The 16,330-nt window shown below is 70.9% G+C and carries 15 protein-coding genes; 12 read left to right on the forward strand and 3 right to left on the reverse strand.

The window, feature by feature from the left end; translation table 11 throughout:
* Positions 1-75: 75 nt before the first annotated feature.
* Positions 76-798 (forward strand): IclR family transcriptional regulator, encoded by a 723-nt coding sequence (locus AACH11_RS13300; protein WP_341374724.1) that lies wholly within the window; start codon positions 76-78, stop codon positions 796-798.
* 66 nt (positions 799-864) lie between these two features.
* Here the strand turns inward: AACH11_RS13300 and AACH11_RS13305 are convergent, their stop codons facing one another.
* Together AACH11_RS13305 and AACH11_RS13310 are read right to left on the reverse strand one after the other, a co-directional pair.
* Positions 865-2,400 carry an amino acid permease gene (locus tag AACH11_RS13305; protein WP_341374725.1) on the reverse strand — a complete coding sequence of 512 codons (1,536 nt, stop codon included), beginning with the start codon at positions 2,398-2,400 and terminating at the stop codon, positions 865-867.
* A gap of 94 nt (positions 2,401-2,494) precedes the next feature.
* On the reverse strand, positions 2,495-3,313 hold the full coding sequence (locus AACH11_RS13310; protein ID WP_341374726.1) for an SDR family NAD(P)-dependent oxidoreductase: 819 nt from the start codon (positions 3,311-3,313) through the stop codon (positions 2,495-2,497).
* 165 nt (positions 3,314-3,478) lie between these two features.
* Between AACH11_RS13310 and AACH11_RS13315 the strand changes: the two genes are divergently transcribed.
* The 11 genes from AACH11_RS13315 to AACH11_RS13365 all read left to right on the forward strand — a co-directional run bounded on the left by AACH11_RS13315 (position 3,479) and on the right by AACH11_RS13365 (position 15,187).
* Entirely contained in the window at positions 3,479-4,735 is a 1,257-nt protein-coding gene (locus AACH11_RS13315; protein WP_341374727.1) for a helix-turn-helix domain-containing protein, read from the forward strand.
* Positions 4,736-4,948: 213 nt separating this feature from the next.
* Positions 4,949-6,196: an ABC transporter substrate-binding protein gene (locus AACH11_RS13320; protein ID WP_423228739.1), complete on the forward strand. Its 1,248-nt coding sequence runs from the start codon at positions 4,949-4,951 to the stop codon at positions 6,194-6,196.
* Positions 6,197-6,389: 193 nt separating this feature from the next.
* Positions 6,390-7,277 (forward strand): carbohydrate ABC transporter permease, encoded by an 888-nt coding sequence (locus AACH11_RS13325; RefSeq protein ID WP_341374729.1) that lies wholly within the window; start codon positions 6,390-6,392, stop codon positions 7,275-7,277.
* Entirely contained in the window at positions 7,261-8,187 is a 927-nt protein-coding gene (locus tag AACH11_RS13330; protein ID WP_341374730.1) for a carbohydrate ABC transporter permease, read from the forward strand. The genes AACH11_RS13325 and AACH11_RS13330 overlap by 17 nt, the downstream gene beginning before the upstream one ends.
* A 5-nt stretch (positions 8,188-8,192) precedes the next feature.
* A complete protein-coding gene (locus tag AACH11_RS13335; RefSeq protein WP_341374731.1) occupies positions 8,193-9,287 on the forward strand; it encodes an ABC transporter ATP-binding protein in 1,095 nt (364 codons plus the stop codon).
* Between the two features lie 84 nt (positions 9,288-9,371).
* Complete coding sequence (locus tag AACH11_RS13340; protein WP_341374732.1) at positions 9,372-10,448, forward strand: Gfo/Idh/MocA family protein; 1,077 nt, start codon at positions 9,372-9,374, stop codon at positions 10,446-10,448.
* The gene (locus tag AACH11_RS13345) at positions 10,448-11,293 is read left to right on the forward strand and encodes a sugar phosphate isomerase/epimerase family protein (RefSeq protein ID WP_341374733.1); all 846 of its coding nucleotides are present in this window, start codon (positions 10,448-10,450) and stop codon (positions 11,291-11,293) included. Before AACH11_RS13340 ends, AACH11_RS13345 begins: the two co-directional genes overlap by 1 nt.
* Before the next feature lie 13 nt (positions 11,294-11,306).
* Positions 11,307-12,149: an alpha/beta fold hydrolase gene (locus AACH11_RS13350; protein WP_341374734.1), complete on the forward strand. Its 843-nt coding sequence runs from the start codon at positions 11,307-11,309 to the stop codon at positions 12,147-12,149.
* 66 nt (positions 12,150-12,215) lie between these two features.
* Positions 12,216-12,914: a ribulose-phosphate 3-epimerase gene (locus tag AACH11_RS13355; protein ID WP_341374735.1), complete on the forward strand. Its 699-nt coding sequence runs from the start codon at positions 12,216-12,218 to the stop codon at positions 12,912-12,914.
* A complete protein-coding gene (locus tag AACH11_RS13360) occupies positions 12,911-13,921 on the forward strand; it encodes an ROK family protein (RefSeq protein WP_341374736.1) in 1,011 nt (336 codons plus the stop codon). The genes AACH11_RS13355 and AACH11_RS13360 overlap by 4 nt, the downstream gene beginning before the upstream one ends.
* 69 nt (positions 13,922-13,990) lie before the next feature.
* The gene (locus tag AACH11_RS13365) at positions 13,991-15,187 is read left to right on the forward strand and encodes an ROK family transcriptional regulator (RefSeq protein ID WP_341374737.1); all 1,197 of its coding nucleotides are present in this window, start codon (positions 13,991-13,993) and stop codon (positions 15,185-15,187) included.
* Between the two features lie 9 nt (positions 15,188-15,196).
* On the opposite strand, the gene AACH11_RS13370 is transcribed toward AACH11_RS13365, so the two are convergent.
* Positions 15,197-16,192 (reverse strand): Bug family tripartite tricarboxylate transporter substrate binding protein, encoded by a 996-nt coding sequence (locus AACH11_RS13370; protein WP_341374738.1) that lies wholly within the window; start codon positions 16,190-16,192, stop codon positions 15,197-15,199.
* Between the last annotated feature and the right edge of the window lie 138 nt (positions 16,193-16,330).

Raw genomic sequence — 16,330 nt, forward strand, 5'->3', positions numbered from 1 at the left:
ACCATGAATCTGTTCAATGGACTCATTATCGAAAGGCGGACCCGACCTTGTCAAACGGGCGGTTACGCTCGCCGGATGCCGAAGAAGTCTTCCCGCCCCTCCGTCGCCGACGAGCAGGCCGCCCCGGGCGGCGCCGCCGCCGTGGACCGCGCCATCAGCCTGCTGACGGCCTTCCAGCCCGGCGAAAGCGCACTGACCGTGACCGAACTGGCCGAGCGCACCCGTCTGTACAACAGCACCGTGCTGCGCCTGCTGGCCTCGCTGGCCCACGGCCGGCTGCTGCGCCGCACGGCCGACGGACGCTGGGCGCTGGGCCCTGAGGTGGCGCGTCTGGGGGCGCTCTACACCGCCTCGTTCTCGCTGGAGGACGTGGTGCTGCCCGAGATGCGCGAGCTGGTCGCGCGCACGCAGGAGAGCGTGGCCTTCCACGTGCGGCAGGGGGAGCAGCGGCTGGTGCTGCTGCGGGTCGATTCACCGCAGCTGCTGCGCGACCACGTGCGCGCCGGCGACGTGCTGCCGCTGGACCGCGGCGCCGGCGGCCGCGTGCTGATGGCCTGCTCCGGCGCGCCGGGTCGCCTCTACGACCAGGTGCGCCAGGACGGCTACGTGATGGTCACCGGGGACCGCATCCCCGGCCTGGTCGGCATCTCGGCGCCGGTCTGGCGCACCGGCACCGAGCTGGCCGGCGCGCTGACGCTGACGGCCCCCGAGATCCGCGTGCAGCCGTCCTTCGTCGACGAGCTGCGGGCCTCGGCCGCGCGGCTGACGCAGGCGCTCGGGGGGCGGGCGCCGGGCTGAACCGCCGCACCGCACGCGCTCGGGTGGAGGGCCCGCAGGCCCTCGGTTGGGTGGCTCCCGTGGCCCTCAGGCCGCGTCCCGCTCCGAGAACTCCGCCTCGATCTCGCACATGTGGCGCTGGCGGGCGGCGATGCGCTGGCCGATCGGCGGGCCGGCGAAGTGCTTGCGCACGCCGAAGCCGAACCAGATCACGCCCAGCAGCACGAACAGGCCGGCCGTCACCCAGGCCACCTTGCCGTTGGGCGGCTGCATGCCGACCCAGGCCAGCACCAGCGCACCGGCCGAGCCGGCCACCGCGCAGGGCTTGGACCAGAGGCCCAGCGAGAACGGCCCCTTCTTGTCCCAGCTGCGGCCCTCGGCCAGCACGCCGGCGGCGATCGGCATCGCGTAGGAGATGAACAGGAACACCGCGCTGCCCGCGCTCAGCACGGTGAAGGCGTCGCCGTACAGCGTGATGGCGATGGCCAGCACGGCGGTGACCCAGATCGCCGCACCCGGCGTGCGGTGCACATGGTGCACCTGCTTGAGCCAGCGCGAGCCCGGCAGGCCGCCGTCACGGGCGAACGCGTACATCATGCGGCTGCTGCTCGTCACGGCCGCCAGGCCGCAGACGAAGTTGATGAAGAACATCAGCAGCTCGATGGTGATGCGCAGGGGGGCGGGGATCGGCGCCAGGATGGCCTCGAAGAAGCCGGTGCCCATCTTCATCGCCGCGCCGAGATCCGGCATCACCAGCACGAAGCTGCAGACCAGCGCATAACCGAACAACACCGACCACAGCACCGCGTTGACGATGCCCTTGGGCACGGTGGCGGCCGCATCGCGCGTCTCCTCGGCCGTGTGGGCCGACGCGTCGAAGCCGGTGATGGTGTAGGCCGTCAGCAGCAGGCCCGACAGGAAGGCCAGGCCCAGGCCCTGCTGCGGCCAGGCGCTGCCCTCGGTGCCGGTGAAGTTGGTGAAGGTGACCAGGCGGCCGAAGTCCAGCGGCACCGGCGAGTACGCCAGCAGCGAGCCCACCAGCAGCAGCGTGACGACGAAGATGAGGTAACCGGACAGATCGGTGATGCGGCTGGCCAGCCGCACGTGGCGGTGGTTGAGCCAGGCCTGCAGGCCGGTGATGACGCACAGGAAGAGCGTCTGGTGGCCCCAGCCCAGCGCTTCGGGCCGCGCCCCGAACAGCGGCGCGATCAGCGTCTTGAAGAACGGATCCCAGGTGCCGAAGTTGATCGCCGCGACGACGAACACCAGGCCCAGCAGGTTGAACCAGGCGGTGACCCAACCCCAGGTCTTGCCGCCCAGGATCGAGCCCCAGTGGTACAGGCCGCCAGCCGTCGGATAGGCCGACGCGATCTGCGCCATCGACGCCGCGACGATCAGCGAGAACAGGCCACCCAAGGGCCAGCCGAGCCCGATGGACGCGCCGCCGGCCGCCGAGAAGCCCATCTGGAAGGCGGTGATGCCGCCCGACAGGATGCAGATCAGCGAGAACGAGACCGCGAAGTTGGAGAAGCCGCCCATGCGGCGCGACAGCTCCTGGGCATAGCCCATCTCGTGCAGCAGCTGGACGTCCGGGTCCAGATCCGGCTTGGCGTGGGCACTCATGGCGCGATGACCTTTCTTCAACTCGACTTCAGGATGAAGGCGACCCCGGCGGACAGACCGCCGCGAGCCGCGGGGACGGAATCCGGTGCGTGGCTCAGGCGGCGGTGAAGCCGTTGTCCACGAACAGATGGGCACCGTTGACGAAGCTGGCCTCGTCACTGGCCAGGAACAAGGCGGCGCGCGCCACCTCGTCGGGCCGGCACAGCCGGCCCTGCTGCGCGGCGAGCGCCTGCAGCGAGGCATCGACGCCATGGGCGCCGAGCGCCGCCAGCTCACGCTGGCCGTGCGGCGTGTCGATGAAGCCCGGGCACACGGCATTGCAGCGGATGCCGCGGTCGCGGTACTCGACCGCGATGGCCCGCGCCAGCATCGCGCAGGCGCCCTTGGTCATGCAGTACAGCACCTCCAGCGGCGTGGCCGCCACCGACGAGATCGACGCGGTGCAGACGATGCTGCCGCCACCGGCGGCCAGCATCTGCGGCAGCACGGCGCGGGTCATCATGAACATGCTCCTGACGTTGATGTCCATCAGGCGGTCGTAGTCCTCGTCGGTGGTGTCGAGGAAGGGCTTCACGGTGATGGTGCCCGCATGGTTGAACAGCACCGAGAGGGGACCGAAACGTGCACCGGCCTCGGCCACCGCACGGTCGACATCGGTGCGCCGCGAGACGTCGGCGGGGAAGAAGGCGGCCTGCCCGCCGGCGGCCTCGATGGCGGCCACGACCTCGCGGGCGGCCGTCTCGTTGATGTCGACCAGCGCGACGCGCGCGCCCTCGGCGGCGAACAGGCGGGAGGCGGCGCCCCCGGCGCCGGTGGCGCCACCGGAGATCAGGGCGGTCTTGCCGGCCAGGCGGCCGGCGGCGGGCCGGGCGGCACCGGACACGCCCAGGGCGTGAGGGGAGAAGGGGGACATCGCGGGTTCCTCCTGCCCCGTCGAAGGGGGCTCGGGTGCTGGATCAGGCTGGGTGAAACCAGTCTAGGAACGCGGACGCGCGGCCACTATCCTGAATTGGCAAAGCGCTTGCATGGACCACGTCCACCCGCCCCGCCCTGCGCCCCGCGCTGATCCGACGCCGCCATGCCCGCACCGCACCTGCCGCCCGTCCAGACCGCCCCGCCCGGCCCGTCCGCCTGCTCCCCCGGCCCGCAGGCGACGGCCGCACCGAGCCAGCCGGCAGGTCTGGTGCACAGCGCGGCCACGGCAGCACCCCACGCAGCGCCCCCCGTGCAGCCCATCGCCTGCCAGGACCTGGACGAGCAGGCCGCTCGCCTGGACGGTTGGAACCTGCGCTACTGCCAGCTTTCGCCCGGCCGCTTCGAGGGCAGCGTGGCCACGCTGGAGGCCGGCGGCGTGCGCCTGGTGGCCGAGCGGCTGAACCGCACGCTGCTGCAGCGCGGCGCGGTGGCGCCCGGCCGGCTGGTGGTGGGCGTGCCGGTGCATTACGACGGTCATGCGGTGCTGTGCGGCCAGCGCAGCCACCGCGACGGCCTGCACCTGTTCTCGGGCGCCGACGGCTTCGACTTCCTGTCGCCGGCCGAGCACCTGGTGATCAACATCGAGCTGCACGGCGCCGCGCTGCAGCGCCCGGCACTGCGCGCGACGGTCGAGCGCCTGGCCGCGCGACTCGGCCCACGGCCGGCCGTGCACGATCTGCCGCCCCAGGCGATGACGGCGCTGCGCGAGCGGCTGCTGATGCTGATGGCGGCGCTGCACCACGACAGCGCGCTGCTGACCCGCGGCACGGCGCGCGACGCCGTCGAGCGCACGGTGGTGCACGCGCTGGCCGAGGCGATGGGCGAGGGGATGGCCGAGGCGCTGCAGCCCGCCGGGGCGCCCGAGACGGCGGCCTGCCGGCCGGCAGCGGCGCCGCGGCAGGCGCAGGCGCAGGCGGAGGCGGAGGTACACGCGCAGGCACCGGCACAGGCGCGGCTGGCCGAGACCGCCCCGCGCCCGGGCGCCGGCGACATGCACCGCCCCTGGCGGCTGGTGCGCGCCGTCCAGGCCCGCATCGACGCCCATGCCGAGGACTGCCCGCTGTCGGTGGCCGAGCTGGTGGCCGACATCGGTGTCAGCCGCCGCAGCCTGCAGTACGCGTTCGAATCCGCGCTCGGCCTGAACCCAGTGGCCTATCTGCGCGCCGAGCGCCTGAACCGCGCCCGCGCCGCCCTCGGCCGCGCCGGCTCGGTCACCGAAGCCGCCACCCGCTTCGGCTTCTGGCACTTCGGCCGCTTCGCCAACGACTACCGCGCGCTGTTCGGCGAGCGGCCGTCGGAGACGTTCCGGCGGCGGCAGGCGCAGGGCGCGGGGACGGCCGGCGATCATCGCTTGAACTGAGAACCCGAGCGTGCGCGGTGCCGGCGTCACGCGCCGGCTGTGCCCGGGCACAGAGGTGCGCCAGTGCACCCACAGCCCGGGACGCCCATCGGGTTTGACCGGATACGACGGAAGCAACCTTCACGATTAAATTTGTTTGCCAAACAAACTAAATGGCTGATCCGCATACCGGATCGCTGACGTGGCGCCCAATCCCGCAACAGGAGACGACAGATGAATGGTCAAGTGATCAGGACCGCGGCGGCAGCCGTGCTCGCCGTGGCTTGCAGCGCCGCTGCCGCACAGTCCGTGGAGGTGATGCATTGGTGGACTTCGGGCGGTGAAGGCGCCGCCGTCGGCGTGCTGAAGAAGGACCTGGAGGCCAAGGGCGTGAAGTGGGTGGACATGGCCGTGTCCGGGGGCGGCGGCGAAGCCGCGATGACCGCCCTGCGTGCCCGTGCAGTCGCCGGCAACCCGCCGACCGCTGCACAGCTGCTGGGCATGGCCGTCATCGACTGGTCAGGAGAAGGGTTGCTGGGCGATCTGAACGAACAGGCCGCCAAGGAGGGCTGGGACAAGGTGGTGCCGCCCGCATTGCAACGCTTCGCCAAGGCCGACGGGAAGTGGGTGGCCGTGCCGGTGAACATCCATCGTCCGCACTGGCTGTGGATGAACGCCAAGATCTTCAAGGACAACGGCCTGACGCCGCCCAGGACCTGGGACGAGTTCAACGCCACTGCTGACAAGCTCAAGGCCAAGGGCATCCTGCCGCTGGCCATCGGCGGCCAGCCCTGGCAGGAGGCCACCGCCTGGGAAGGCATCGTGCTGGGCCTGGGCGGGCCTGACTTCTACCGCAAAGCCGTGATCGAGGCCGACGCAGCCTCGCTGAAGTCCGCCACCATGGTCAAGGTCTTCGACCAGATGCGCAAGCTCAGAGGTTACGCGGACAAGAACTTCGCGGGCCGCGACTGGAATCTCGCCACGGGCATGGTGCTCAAGGGCGAAGCCGCAATGCAGTTGATGGGTGACTGGGCCAAGGGGGAGGTGCTCGCCGCCAAGATGACACCAGGCAAGGACATCCTCTGCGCGGTGGCCCCAGGCACCCAGAACAGCTACCTGTTCAACACCGACTTCTTCGCCATGTTCAAGGTCGGCGGTGATCGCCGTCCAGCGCAGCTGACCATGGCATCGTCGGTGATGAACCCCGGCTTCCAGGAGACGTTCAACCTGGCCAAGGGCTCCATCCCTGCGCGCAGCGACGTGCCGATGGACAAGTTCGACGAGTGCGGCAAGAAGTCCATGACGGATCTGAAGGCGGCCGCCACCGCCAAGACCATGTACGGCTCGCTGGCTCACGGTCATGCCCAGCCGGCGGCCATCCAGCGCGCCTATCTGGACGTCATCACCAAGCACTTCAACTCCGAGCAGTCGTCCAAGGATGCAGCCGAGTCGCTGGCCAAGGCCGTGGCCGCCGCGAAGTAAGTCCGGCTTCCGAGGCTACGGCCCGGGTTCCGCCTGAGGCGCTCTACCAGGGGGTGCCGTGTCCCGGACGGCCGCGGCACCGTTCCCGCACCGAGGCCTGCGCCCACGCACAGGCCTCGGCCTGGCTTTTCACCAAACGGCAGACCACCGCCACTTGCCGACGGGCCTGCCCCTCACGGATCACGGAGCGCGCATGAACGCGGTATCCCGGTGGTTCGACCACCACATGTCCAAGCTGGCGCTGGCGCCCAGCCTGGTCCTCGTCACCGTCGGGGTGTACGGCTTCATCGCCTTCACCACGGTGCTCTCCTTCACCGGCAGCAAGATGCTGCCCAACCTGCAGAACTGGGTCGGCCTGCTGCAATACCAGCGGCTGTGGGCCAACCCGCGCTGGCAGGTGGCGGTGGAGAACTTCGCCGTCTTCAGCGCGCTGTACATCGGCCTGACGCTGGTGGCCGGCCTGCTGCTGGCCATCCTGCTGGACCAGAAGGTGCGCGCCGAAGGCGCGCTGCGTGCCATCTACCTGTACCCGATGTCGATCTCCTTCATCGTCACCGGCGTCGCCTGGCAGTGGCTGATGTCGCCCGACCTGGGGCTGGAGAAGGCCTTCCACACCTGGGGCTACACCAGCCTGCGCTTCGACTGGATCAAGGACGAACGCATGGCCCTGTACTGCGTGGTCATCGCCGGCCTGTGGCAGGCCACCGGCTTCGTGATGGCGCTGTTCCTGTCGGCGCTGCGCGGCATCAACCCCGAGATCATCTCCGCGGCCCGCATCGACGGCGCCGGTGGTGTGCAGATCTACCGCCACGTGGTGGTGCCGGCGCTGCGCCCGGCGCTTCTGACGGCGCTGGTGGTGCAGGCCCATCTGTCGATCAAGTCCTACGACCTGGTCATCGCGCTGACCCGTGGCGGCCCTGGCTACGCCACCGAGCTGCCCTCCACCTTCATGTACGGCTTTACCTTCTCGCGCAACGAGATGGCACTGGGCTCGGCCAGCGCGGTGGTGATGCTGTGCACGCTGGCAGCGGTCATCGTCCCCTACCTCGCGACGGAGCTCAAGCATGACCGTGCCCGCTGAGTTCGCTCCCGTGCTGGCAGCACCTTCCGCTACATCCACCGCCGTGAAGCGCGTCGGCCGCGCCGGAATCTACGCGCTGCTGCTGCTGGCGGCCGCCGGCTTCCTGCTGCCCCTGGTGGCGATGGTGTTCACCTCACTGAAGGGCACGCCCGAGATCACCGGCCAAGCGCCGTATGGGGACGCCACCATCCTCAGCTGGCCGCGCGACCCCTCGCTGGCCGCCTGGGGCCAGGCCTGGTCCAGCGCCTGCATCGCCGTGACCTGCGAAGGTCTGCGGGGCTACTTCGGCAACTCCATCGTGCTGTGCATCAGCGCGGTGGCGATCTCGGTGGCGCTGGGCGCGATCAACGGCTACGCCCTGACCCAATGGCGCTTCCGCGGCGACAACGTGGTGTTCGCGCTGTTCCTGTTCGGCTGCTTCATCCCCTTCCAGATCGTGCTGATCCCCATCGCGCGGCTACTGGGCCTGGCCGGGCTGGCCGGCTCGATGGCGGGGCTGGTGGCCGTACACGTGCTGTATGGCATCGCCTTCACAACGCTGTTCTTCCGCAACTTCTACGTGGCCATGCCCGAGGAGCTGGTGAAGGCCGCGCGCATGGACGGCGCCGGCTTCTGGGCCACCTTCTTCCACATCGTGCTGCCGATCTCCGGGCCCATCACCGTGGTGGCGGTGATCTGGCAGTTCACCTCGATCTGGAACGACTTCCTCTTCGGCGCCTCGTTCTCCGGCCCGGACACCCGGCCGCTGATGGTGGCGCTCAACAACCTCGTCAACACCTCCACCGGCACCAAGGCCTACAACGTGGACATGGCTGCTGCGCTGATCGCGGCACTGCCCACGATGCTCGTCTACGTGCTGGCCGGCAAGTTCTTCGTCCGCGGCCTGATGGCCGGGGCCGTCAAGGGATAAGCACCATGGCATCACTGGCCATCGACCAGGTCTGCAAGCAGTTCGGCCCCGTCGACATCCTGCGCGACATCAACCTCGCCATCGCTGACGGTGAATTCCTCGTGCTCGTCGGCCCCTCGGGCTGCGGCAAATCCACGCTGCTCAACATCATCGCCGGGCTGGAGCCGTTGAGCTCGGGCCACGTCCGCATCGACGGCCAGTCGGTGCAGCACCTGGCACCCAAGGAACGCGACATCGCGATGGTGTTCCAGTCCTACGCGCTGTACCCGGCGATGACGGTGGCGAAGAACATCGCCTTCCCGCTGCGCATGCGCGGCGCCAGCGCCACCGAGCAAGCCGCCAAGGTGAAGCAGGTGGCCGAGTTGCTGCAGATCGGCCACCTGCTGGACCGCAAGCCGCAGCAGCTCTCGGGCGGCCAGCGCCAGCGCGTGGCGATGGGCCGTGCGCTGGTACGCGACCCGAAGATCTTCCTCTTCGACGAGCCGCTGTCCAACCTCGACGCCAAACTGCGCGTGGACATGCGCACCGAGATCAAGCGCCTGCACCAGCGTGTGCGCAAGACCACCGTCTACGTCACGCACGATCAGGTTGAGGCCATGACCATGGCCACCCGCATCGCGGTGATGAAGGACGGCGTGGTGCAGCAGTTCGGCTCCCCGGCCGAAATCTATGAGCGCCCAGCCAACACCTTCGTCGCCACCTTCATGGGCTCGCCGGCGATGAACCTGGTGCCGGCCACCGCGCGCCTGGACGGCAGCCGCGCGCAGCTGGCCATCGACGGCACCGTGCTGACGCTGCCGCTGGACGGCGCCCCTCCCGGTCTGCTGCGCGAGGGCCAGGCCCTGCAGCTGGGCCTGCGGCCCGAGTGGTTCCAGCGCACCGACGCCATCGCCCCGCACCAAGCCACGCTGGACGCGCAGGTGGAGGTTCTGGAGCCCACCGGCCCTGACCTCTACGCCGCGCTTCGACTGGGCCCGCACGAGGTCATGGCCCGGCTACCAGCCGATGCCGCCATCAGTCCTGGCACCACGGCGCGCTTCGCCATCGATCTGGGCAAGGCCCTGGTGTTCGACCGCGACAGCGGCCAGCGACTGGTCTGAGGCCACGGCCCATCCAGCCAGGCGCAGGTTCAGACGAATTCCTGACGGCCCATCCGCCTACCCCACACAAGGATCTATCTCCCAATGCCGAAGAAAGAAGACCGACTGCTGCGCATCGGCGTGCTGGGCTGCGGCCCCATCGCCCAGGCCGCGCATTTCGAGAGCTGCACCAAAGCCCGCAACGCCGAGCTGTACGCCATCTGCGACGTCGCCGATGACCTGCGCGAGCGCATGGCCTGGACGCACAAGCCCACGCGCGACTACGCCGACTACGACGCCATGCTGGCCGACCCGGTGCTGGAGGCGGTGATCATCGCCACCAGCGACGCCTTCCACGTGCCCGCCGCGCTGCGCGCGCTGGAGGCCGGCAAGCACGTGCTGTGCGAGAAGCCGCTGGGCGTCACCGTCGAGGAGGTGCTGGCGCTGCAGCGCGCCGTCGAGGCCAGCGGCAAGGTGCTGCAGGTCGGCCACATGAAGCGCTTCGACGAGGGCATCCAGGCCGCCAAGGCCTTCATCGACGATGGCATCGGCGAGCTGCTGGCCGCCAAGCTCTGGTACTGCGACAACACCCACCGCTACACCATGACCAACGCGGTGCAGCCGCTGATGGTGACCAGCGCCGCCCGCAGGAAGCCCGCGGTGGACCCCAAGGCCGACATGCGCCGCTACCTGATGCTGGCCCACGGCTGCCACCTGGTGGACACCGCGCGCTTCCTGTGCGGCGAGATCGCGGCCGTGCGCACGCGGCTGTCCGAGCGCTTCGGCGCGCGCTGCTGGTTCGTCGAGACCGAGTTCGCCAACGGCACGCTGGGCCACCTGGACCTGACCGTGGCCGTGCGCATGGACTGGCACGAGGGCTTCCAGATCTACGGCCAGCACGGCAGCGTGCTGGCCAAGACCTACAACCCCTGGTACTACAAGAGCAGCGAGGTGGACATCTTCCACGAGGCCGACGCCACCACCCGACGCCCGCTGGCCGCCGACGGCCATTTCTACCGCCGCCAGACCGAGGCCTTCGCCGACGTCATCCTGCACGGCCAGCCCATGACCGGCGCCACCGTGCACGACGGCCTGCAGTCGGTGCGGGCCATGGTGGCCATCGCCCGCAGCGCCGAGAGCGGCCAGCGCGTGGCCCTGGCCGACGTGGAAGGCGGTGTGTGATGCAGCTCGGCATCTTCGCCAAGACCTTTGACGGCCGCGACGCCGGCTCCGTGCTGGCGGCCGTGCGCGCCGCCGGCTACGGCGCCACGCAGTACAACCTGGCCTGCTCGGGCCTGCCGTCCATGCCCGACGCCATCGCGCCCGAGGCGGCGGCCGCCGTGGCCGCGGCGGCGCGGGCCCAGGGGGTGTCGATGAGCGCCGTCTCCGGCACCTACAACATGGTCCACCCCGACGTGGCGGTGCGCGAGGCCGGCCACGCCCGGCTGGCCACGCTGGCCGCGGCCTGCGCCGCGATGGGCGCGCCCGGCATCACGCTGTGCACCGGCACGCGCGACGCGGCCGACCAGTGGCGCGGCCACCCCGACAACGACACGCCCGAGGCCTGGCGCGACCTGCTGGCCGCGATGGAGGTGGCCCTGGCCATCACCGAGCGGCACGACCTGTGGCTGGGCATCGAGCCCGAGCTGGCCAACGTCGTCAGCTCGGCCGCCAAGGCGCGCGCGCTGATCGAGCAGCTGGGCAGCCCGCGCCTGCGCATCGTGCTGGACGCCGCCAACCTGTTCGAGGCCGAGCCGCTGGATGCGCAGCGCCGCACCGTCAGCGCAGCCATCGACCTGCTGGCCGACCGCATCGTGATGGCCCACGCCAAGGACCGCCACGCCGACGGCCGCTTCGCCACCGCCGGTCAGGGCGTGCTGGACTACCCGCACTACCTGCGCTGCCTGCAGGCCGCCGGCTTCGACGGCGCGCTGATCACCCATGGCCTGGGCGCTGCAGAAGCCCCCGAAGTGGCGCGTTACCTCAGGCAGGTGGCGGGCGAGGCCGGCATCACCGTGCAACCGTGAGCGCCGTGCCGCCATGAACCCCGCGCACCTGATCCCCCGGCCCGTGCCGCGCCCCGGCGGCGTGACGCTGACCGCGCATGTGGCCGACGCAGCGCGCCCTGACGCCACGCCGCTGCTGCTGCAGCACGGCCTGTGCGGCAGCGCGCAGCAGACCGCCGAGGCCTGCCCCGACGACCCGGCGCTGCGCCTGCTGACGCTGGAATGCCGCGGCCATGGCCGCTCCGACGCCGGACCGCTGGACCAGTTGTCCATCGCCACCTTCGCCGACGACCTCATCGCCTGGATCACCGCACTGGGCTTGCCGCCGCTGGTGCTGGGTGGCATCTCGATGGGCGCGGCCATCGCCTGCCGCGTGGCCGTGCTGCGGCCCGAGCTGGTGCGTGCCCTGGTGCTGGTGCGCCCGGCCTGGGTGGCCGAGGCCGCTCCGGCCAACATGGCGCCCAACGCCGAGGTGGGCGCGCTGCTGGCCGCCCACCCGGGCGACCCGGCCGCCGCCCGCGCCGCGTTCGAGGCCGGCGACACCGCCCGCCGCCTGGCCGACGAGGCGCCGGACAACCTGGCCTCGCTGCGCGGCTTCTTCGACCGCGCGCCGCTGGACGTGACCGCGGCGCTGCTGCAGCGCATCTCGGCCGACGGCCCTGGCGTCAGCGAGGCGCAGCTGCGCGCCCTCGACGTGCCGGCGCTGGTGGTCGGCCACGGCCACGACGCCATCCACCCCTGGGCCCATGCCGAGCGCCTGGCCGGCCTGCTGCCGCAGGCGCGCCTGCAGGCCATCACGCCCAAGGCGCTGGACAAGGCGGCCTACGTGGCCGAGCTGCACGCCGCGATCAGCGGCTTCACCCGCGCGCTGGGTTGAGCCACCGCACGGCCTGCGCCAGCCCCTCATCTCCTCATCTTCCGCACCCACACACCCGACCCCACCATGCCCCGCCCGACCCCCGACTGGTTCGACCGCCTGCCCACCGACCGTCCGATCGCCGAGTTCTCGGTCTGGTCGGCCAGACTGCTGCACCTCGCCGACGAGCTGCAGCGCATCACCCCGCACGCCCACCTGCTGCACCTGGACGTGGCCGACGGCCACTTCGGCCCGGCCTTCCTGCTGTTCCCCGACCTGGTGGCGCAGGTGCGTGCCGCCAGTGCGCTTCCGCTGCACGTGCACCTGATGGTGAAGGACGAGATCCTGCTGGCCCAGGTCGAGCAGTTCGCCGACGCCGGAGCGGATGTCATCACCGTGCATGCCGAATGCCTCTCTGCCGGCGCCGCGGTGCGCCGCATCCGCGAGCGCGGCCTGCTGGCCGGACTCGTGCTGGGCGTGGAGACACCAACGTCGACTTTCGAGGCCTTCCTGCCGGATATCCACTTCGCCACGCTGTTGGGCACGGCCATCGGCGTCAAGGGCAAGGGACTGCACGAACGGGCACTGGACCGCCTGCGCGAGACGCGCGCGATGATCACCGGGCAAGAGCTTGACCACCGCGTGGTGCTGGTGGCCGACGGCGGCATCCGCCACGAGACGGTGCCGCTGCTGCGTGCCGCTGGGGCGGAAGCGGTGGTGCTGGGCTCGCTGGCCTTCGGCGATCCCGATCTCGCCCAACGGATGGCATGGTTGGCGACGCAATGAGCCTGCCCCTCGCCTCGCCCGCCGCGCGGCCAGCCGTTGGGCTCGACCTCGGAGGCACGCAGGTCCGCGCAGCGCTGGTGGCACCGGATGGTCGCCTTCTGGCCCGCGCAGCCACCCGGACCGACGTGTCCGGAGGTCCCAGAGCCGTCGTCGAACAGATGCGTCGACTGGTCGACGACGTCACAGCGGGTCAGCCCCGTCATGGGCTGGCAGGCATCGGCGTCTGTGCTCCTGGCCCCCTGGACAGCGCCGAGGGCATGGTGCTGGGCATTCCCACGCTGCCCGGCTGGACCGATGTACCACTGACCGCCTGGCTCCAGGAAGCACTCGAGCTGCCGGTACGACTGGAGAACGACGGCGTCGGCGCGGCGCTGGGAGAATGGCGATACGGCGCCGGCCGAGGCCTGAGCGACTTCGTCTACGTCACCGTCAGCACGGGCATCGGTGGCGGCGTGGTGTCCGATGGCCGCCTGTTGCGAGGACGGCGCCGACTGGCCGCCCATATCGGGCACATGACGGTCGTGCCGGACGGCCCCCTCTGCCCCTGCGGGAACTCCGGCTGCTGGGAAGCCGTGGCATCGGGCTCCGCGCTCGGAAGGCGAGCCCGTGAAGCCGCCGCGGCAGAGCCCTCGGGACGGCTGGCGGAACTCGCCCACGCACTCGCGGGCGGAGCCGATGCCGCCGTCCTGGTCCGGGCAGCCCGCGACGGCGATGCTGCCGCAGGACGTCTGATCGACGAAGAGGCCTCGGCACTGGGACTGGGAATCGTCAACCTGCTGCACCTGTTCAGCCCTCAGCGGGTGGTGCTGGGTGGCGGCGTCGCCCAAGCCTTCGATCTGCTCCAGGCGGGCATCGCACGAGAGATCGACAAGCGCGCAATGCCCCCGTTCCGGGACGTACCGGTGGTCGCGGCCTCGTGCGGCCAGGATGCAGGGTTGGTCGGCGCCGCCGCCTTGATCCTCGCCCCTCCCGAGCCACCCACGGGTGCGGGTTCCGCACACGGCTAGACTGCGCCGGCCAGCGGCTGTTCCACGACCTGCCGCGACCGACGCCAGAGACCGGCCCATACCATGTCCATGCCCCGTGCCGTGCGGCACATCAACGAGGTACGCATCCTGGATGCGCTGTACCGCCACGGCAGCACCACCCGTGCAGATCTGGCACGTGAGCTGGGACTGATGCGTTCGACCGTCGGGAACCTGGTGACTGGCCTGATTGGGCAGGGCCTGCTCAGCGAAGGCTCCGTGGTGGATCCGGCGGGGGGAGGCCGCGCCGGGCGCCCGGGACAGTTGGTGCAGCTCAATGCACGCACCCAGGCTTTCATCGGTGCTGACATCGGCGTCGGCCACCTGTCAGTCGTGTCGATCAATCTCCTGGGCCAGGTCATCCACAGTCGCACGGTGGCGTGTCAGCCCTCGCCGGGTGCCGTCGAGTCGGTGCTGGCGCCACTGTCGACGCTGATCCGTGACGCCGTGCGGTCCCTGCCGCAGGATCAAACCGTCCACGGTCTGTGCGTGACCGTGCCCGGCCTGGTCGACGATCAGGGGGTCGTGCTGCGCGCACCCATACTGGGCTGGTCGAACGTGGACGTTCTTCCCAGATTGGCCGCAGCGCTGAACTGGCAGGCCCCCATGACCGCGGAGAACGACGCCAACGCCTTCGCCGCGGCGGAGCTCTACGGACGGGATCCGTCACCCTCCGCGAATGCACTGTTCGTCTACCTCGATGCGGGCGTGGGGGGCGGCATGACCAGCCGCGGCGATCTGCTGCGCGGTGATCGTGGCCGGGCGGGAGAGATTGGCCACATTCACCTGGGCGAGCAGGGGTTCGACCCCAACACTGCCTTGCAGGGCTCATTCGAGAGCTATGTCGCCCGCAATGCGGTCCTGGCTCGCTGGATCCGGCACGGGGGCCCCGAAAACGGCCGCCTCGAGGACTTCGTGGGCGCGGTGCACGCCGGACAGCCCGCGGCCGCCCGGACACTGGATGAGTGGGCCTGGTGGATGGGGCGCGGTCTGGCCTCGCTGATCAGCGTGCTGGACCCGGGCCGGGTGGTGTTGGGTGGCCCAGTGGCAGCGCTCTACGCCTTGGCCAAGCACACAGTGGACGACGCGATCAGCCGCCATCTCGTCGCCCCACCGACGCTGCCGCGCATGGAGATCTCGGCACTGGGTGCGAATGCCTGCGCGATAGGCGGTGCACTGCTGCTGCACCACGCCCATCTCGCCGTGGATGAGTCACTGATCTACGGCGGCGGCCCGAACAACGCCTGAAGTCGCCCCTCAATCCCCACGGAACCCCGTGGCCCTGACCACCGCCGCCCAGCGCTGGGCCTCGGCCTTGAGCATCTTCTCGGTGTCGGCGCGCGAGGTGCCCAGCACGCGGAAGCCCGCCTCCTGCAGCTTGGCCCGGGTGGCCGGATCCTGCACCGCGGCCACCAGCTGGCGGTTGAGCAGGTCCAGCACGGCCGCCGGCGTGCCCTGCGGCGCGAAGACGACGAACCAGGCGGAGAAATCGATCTTCGGCAGGCCGGCTTCGGCGAAGGTCGGCACCTCGGGCATCAGCGGTGAGCGGCTGCCGGCGGTGGTGGCCAGCGCGCGCATCTTGCCGCCCTTGATCTGGGCGGCGGCCAGCGCGGTGGAGACGAAGGCGCCGGCCACGTCGCCGGCCACGATGGCCGTCACCGCGTCACCGGTGGCCCGGTAGTGGATGGGCTCGACGGCGAAGCCGGCCGCCTCGCCCAGCATCTCGGCGCCGAAGTGGCCGGGCGTGCCGGCGCCGAAGGTGGCCAGGTTCACGCGGTCGCCGCTGCGGGCCTTGGCGGCCTTGAGGAAGTCGCCCAGGCTGGCGTGCGGGGCGTGGGTCGGCACCACCAGCACGAAGTCCGAGCGCACCAGCTCGCTGATGCCGACCAGCTCCTTGGCCGGGTCGTAAGGCAGCTTGCCGAAGGCCGGTGGTGCGATGGCGATCGAGCCGACCTCGCCCAGTAGCAGGCCGTGGCCGTCGGGCGGGCTCTTGGCCACCGACTGGGTGGCGATCTGGCCACCGGCACCGGCCCGGTTGTCGACCACCACCTGCTGCCTGAGCAGCTCGGCCAGCTTGGCGCCGACCAGGCGGGCGACGACATCCGGGCCGGTGCCGGGCGGAAAGCCGACGGCCAGCTTGAGGGGCTTGTCGGGCCAGCTCTGGGCGGCGGCCGGCAGGCCCCAGGCGGACAGGGCCAGCGCGGGCACGGCGCCCAGCAGGTGACGGCGACGGGGCAGGGACGGACGGGTCATGGGCAAGTCTCCGGGCATGTTCTGGGCGCGGTCCGCCGCGCACGGCAGCCGCGCATCGGGCCTGGTCCGCAGTGTGGCCAGCACGCGCCGCCGCGGCTGTCATCCCGGAGGATGACCGCGTGCACCGGCCGCCGATGT

This window comes from Pseudaquabacterium rugosum (assembly GCF_038066575.1).
GTDB classification, from domain to species: domain Bacteria; phylum Pseudomonadota; class Gammaproteobacteria; order Burkholderiales; family Burkholderiaceae_C; genus Pseudaquabacterium; species Pseudaquabacterium rugosum.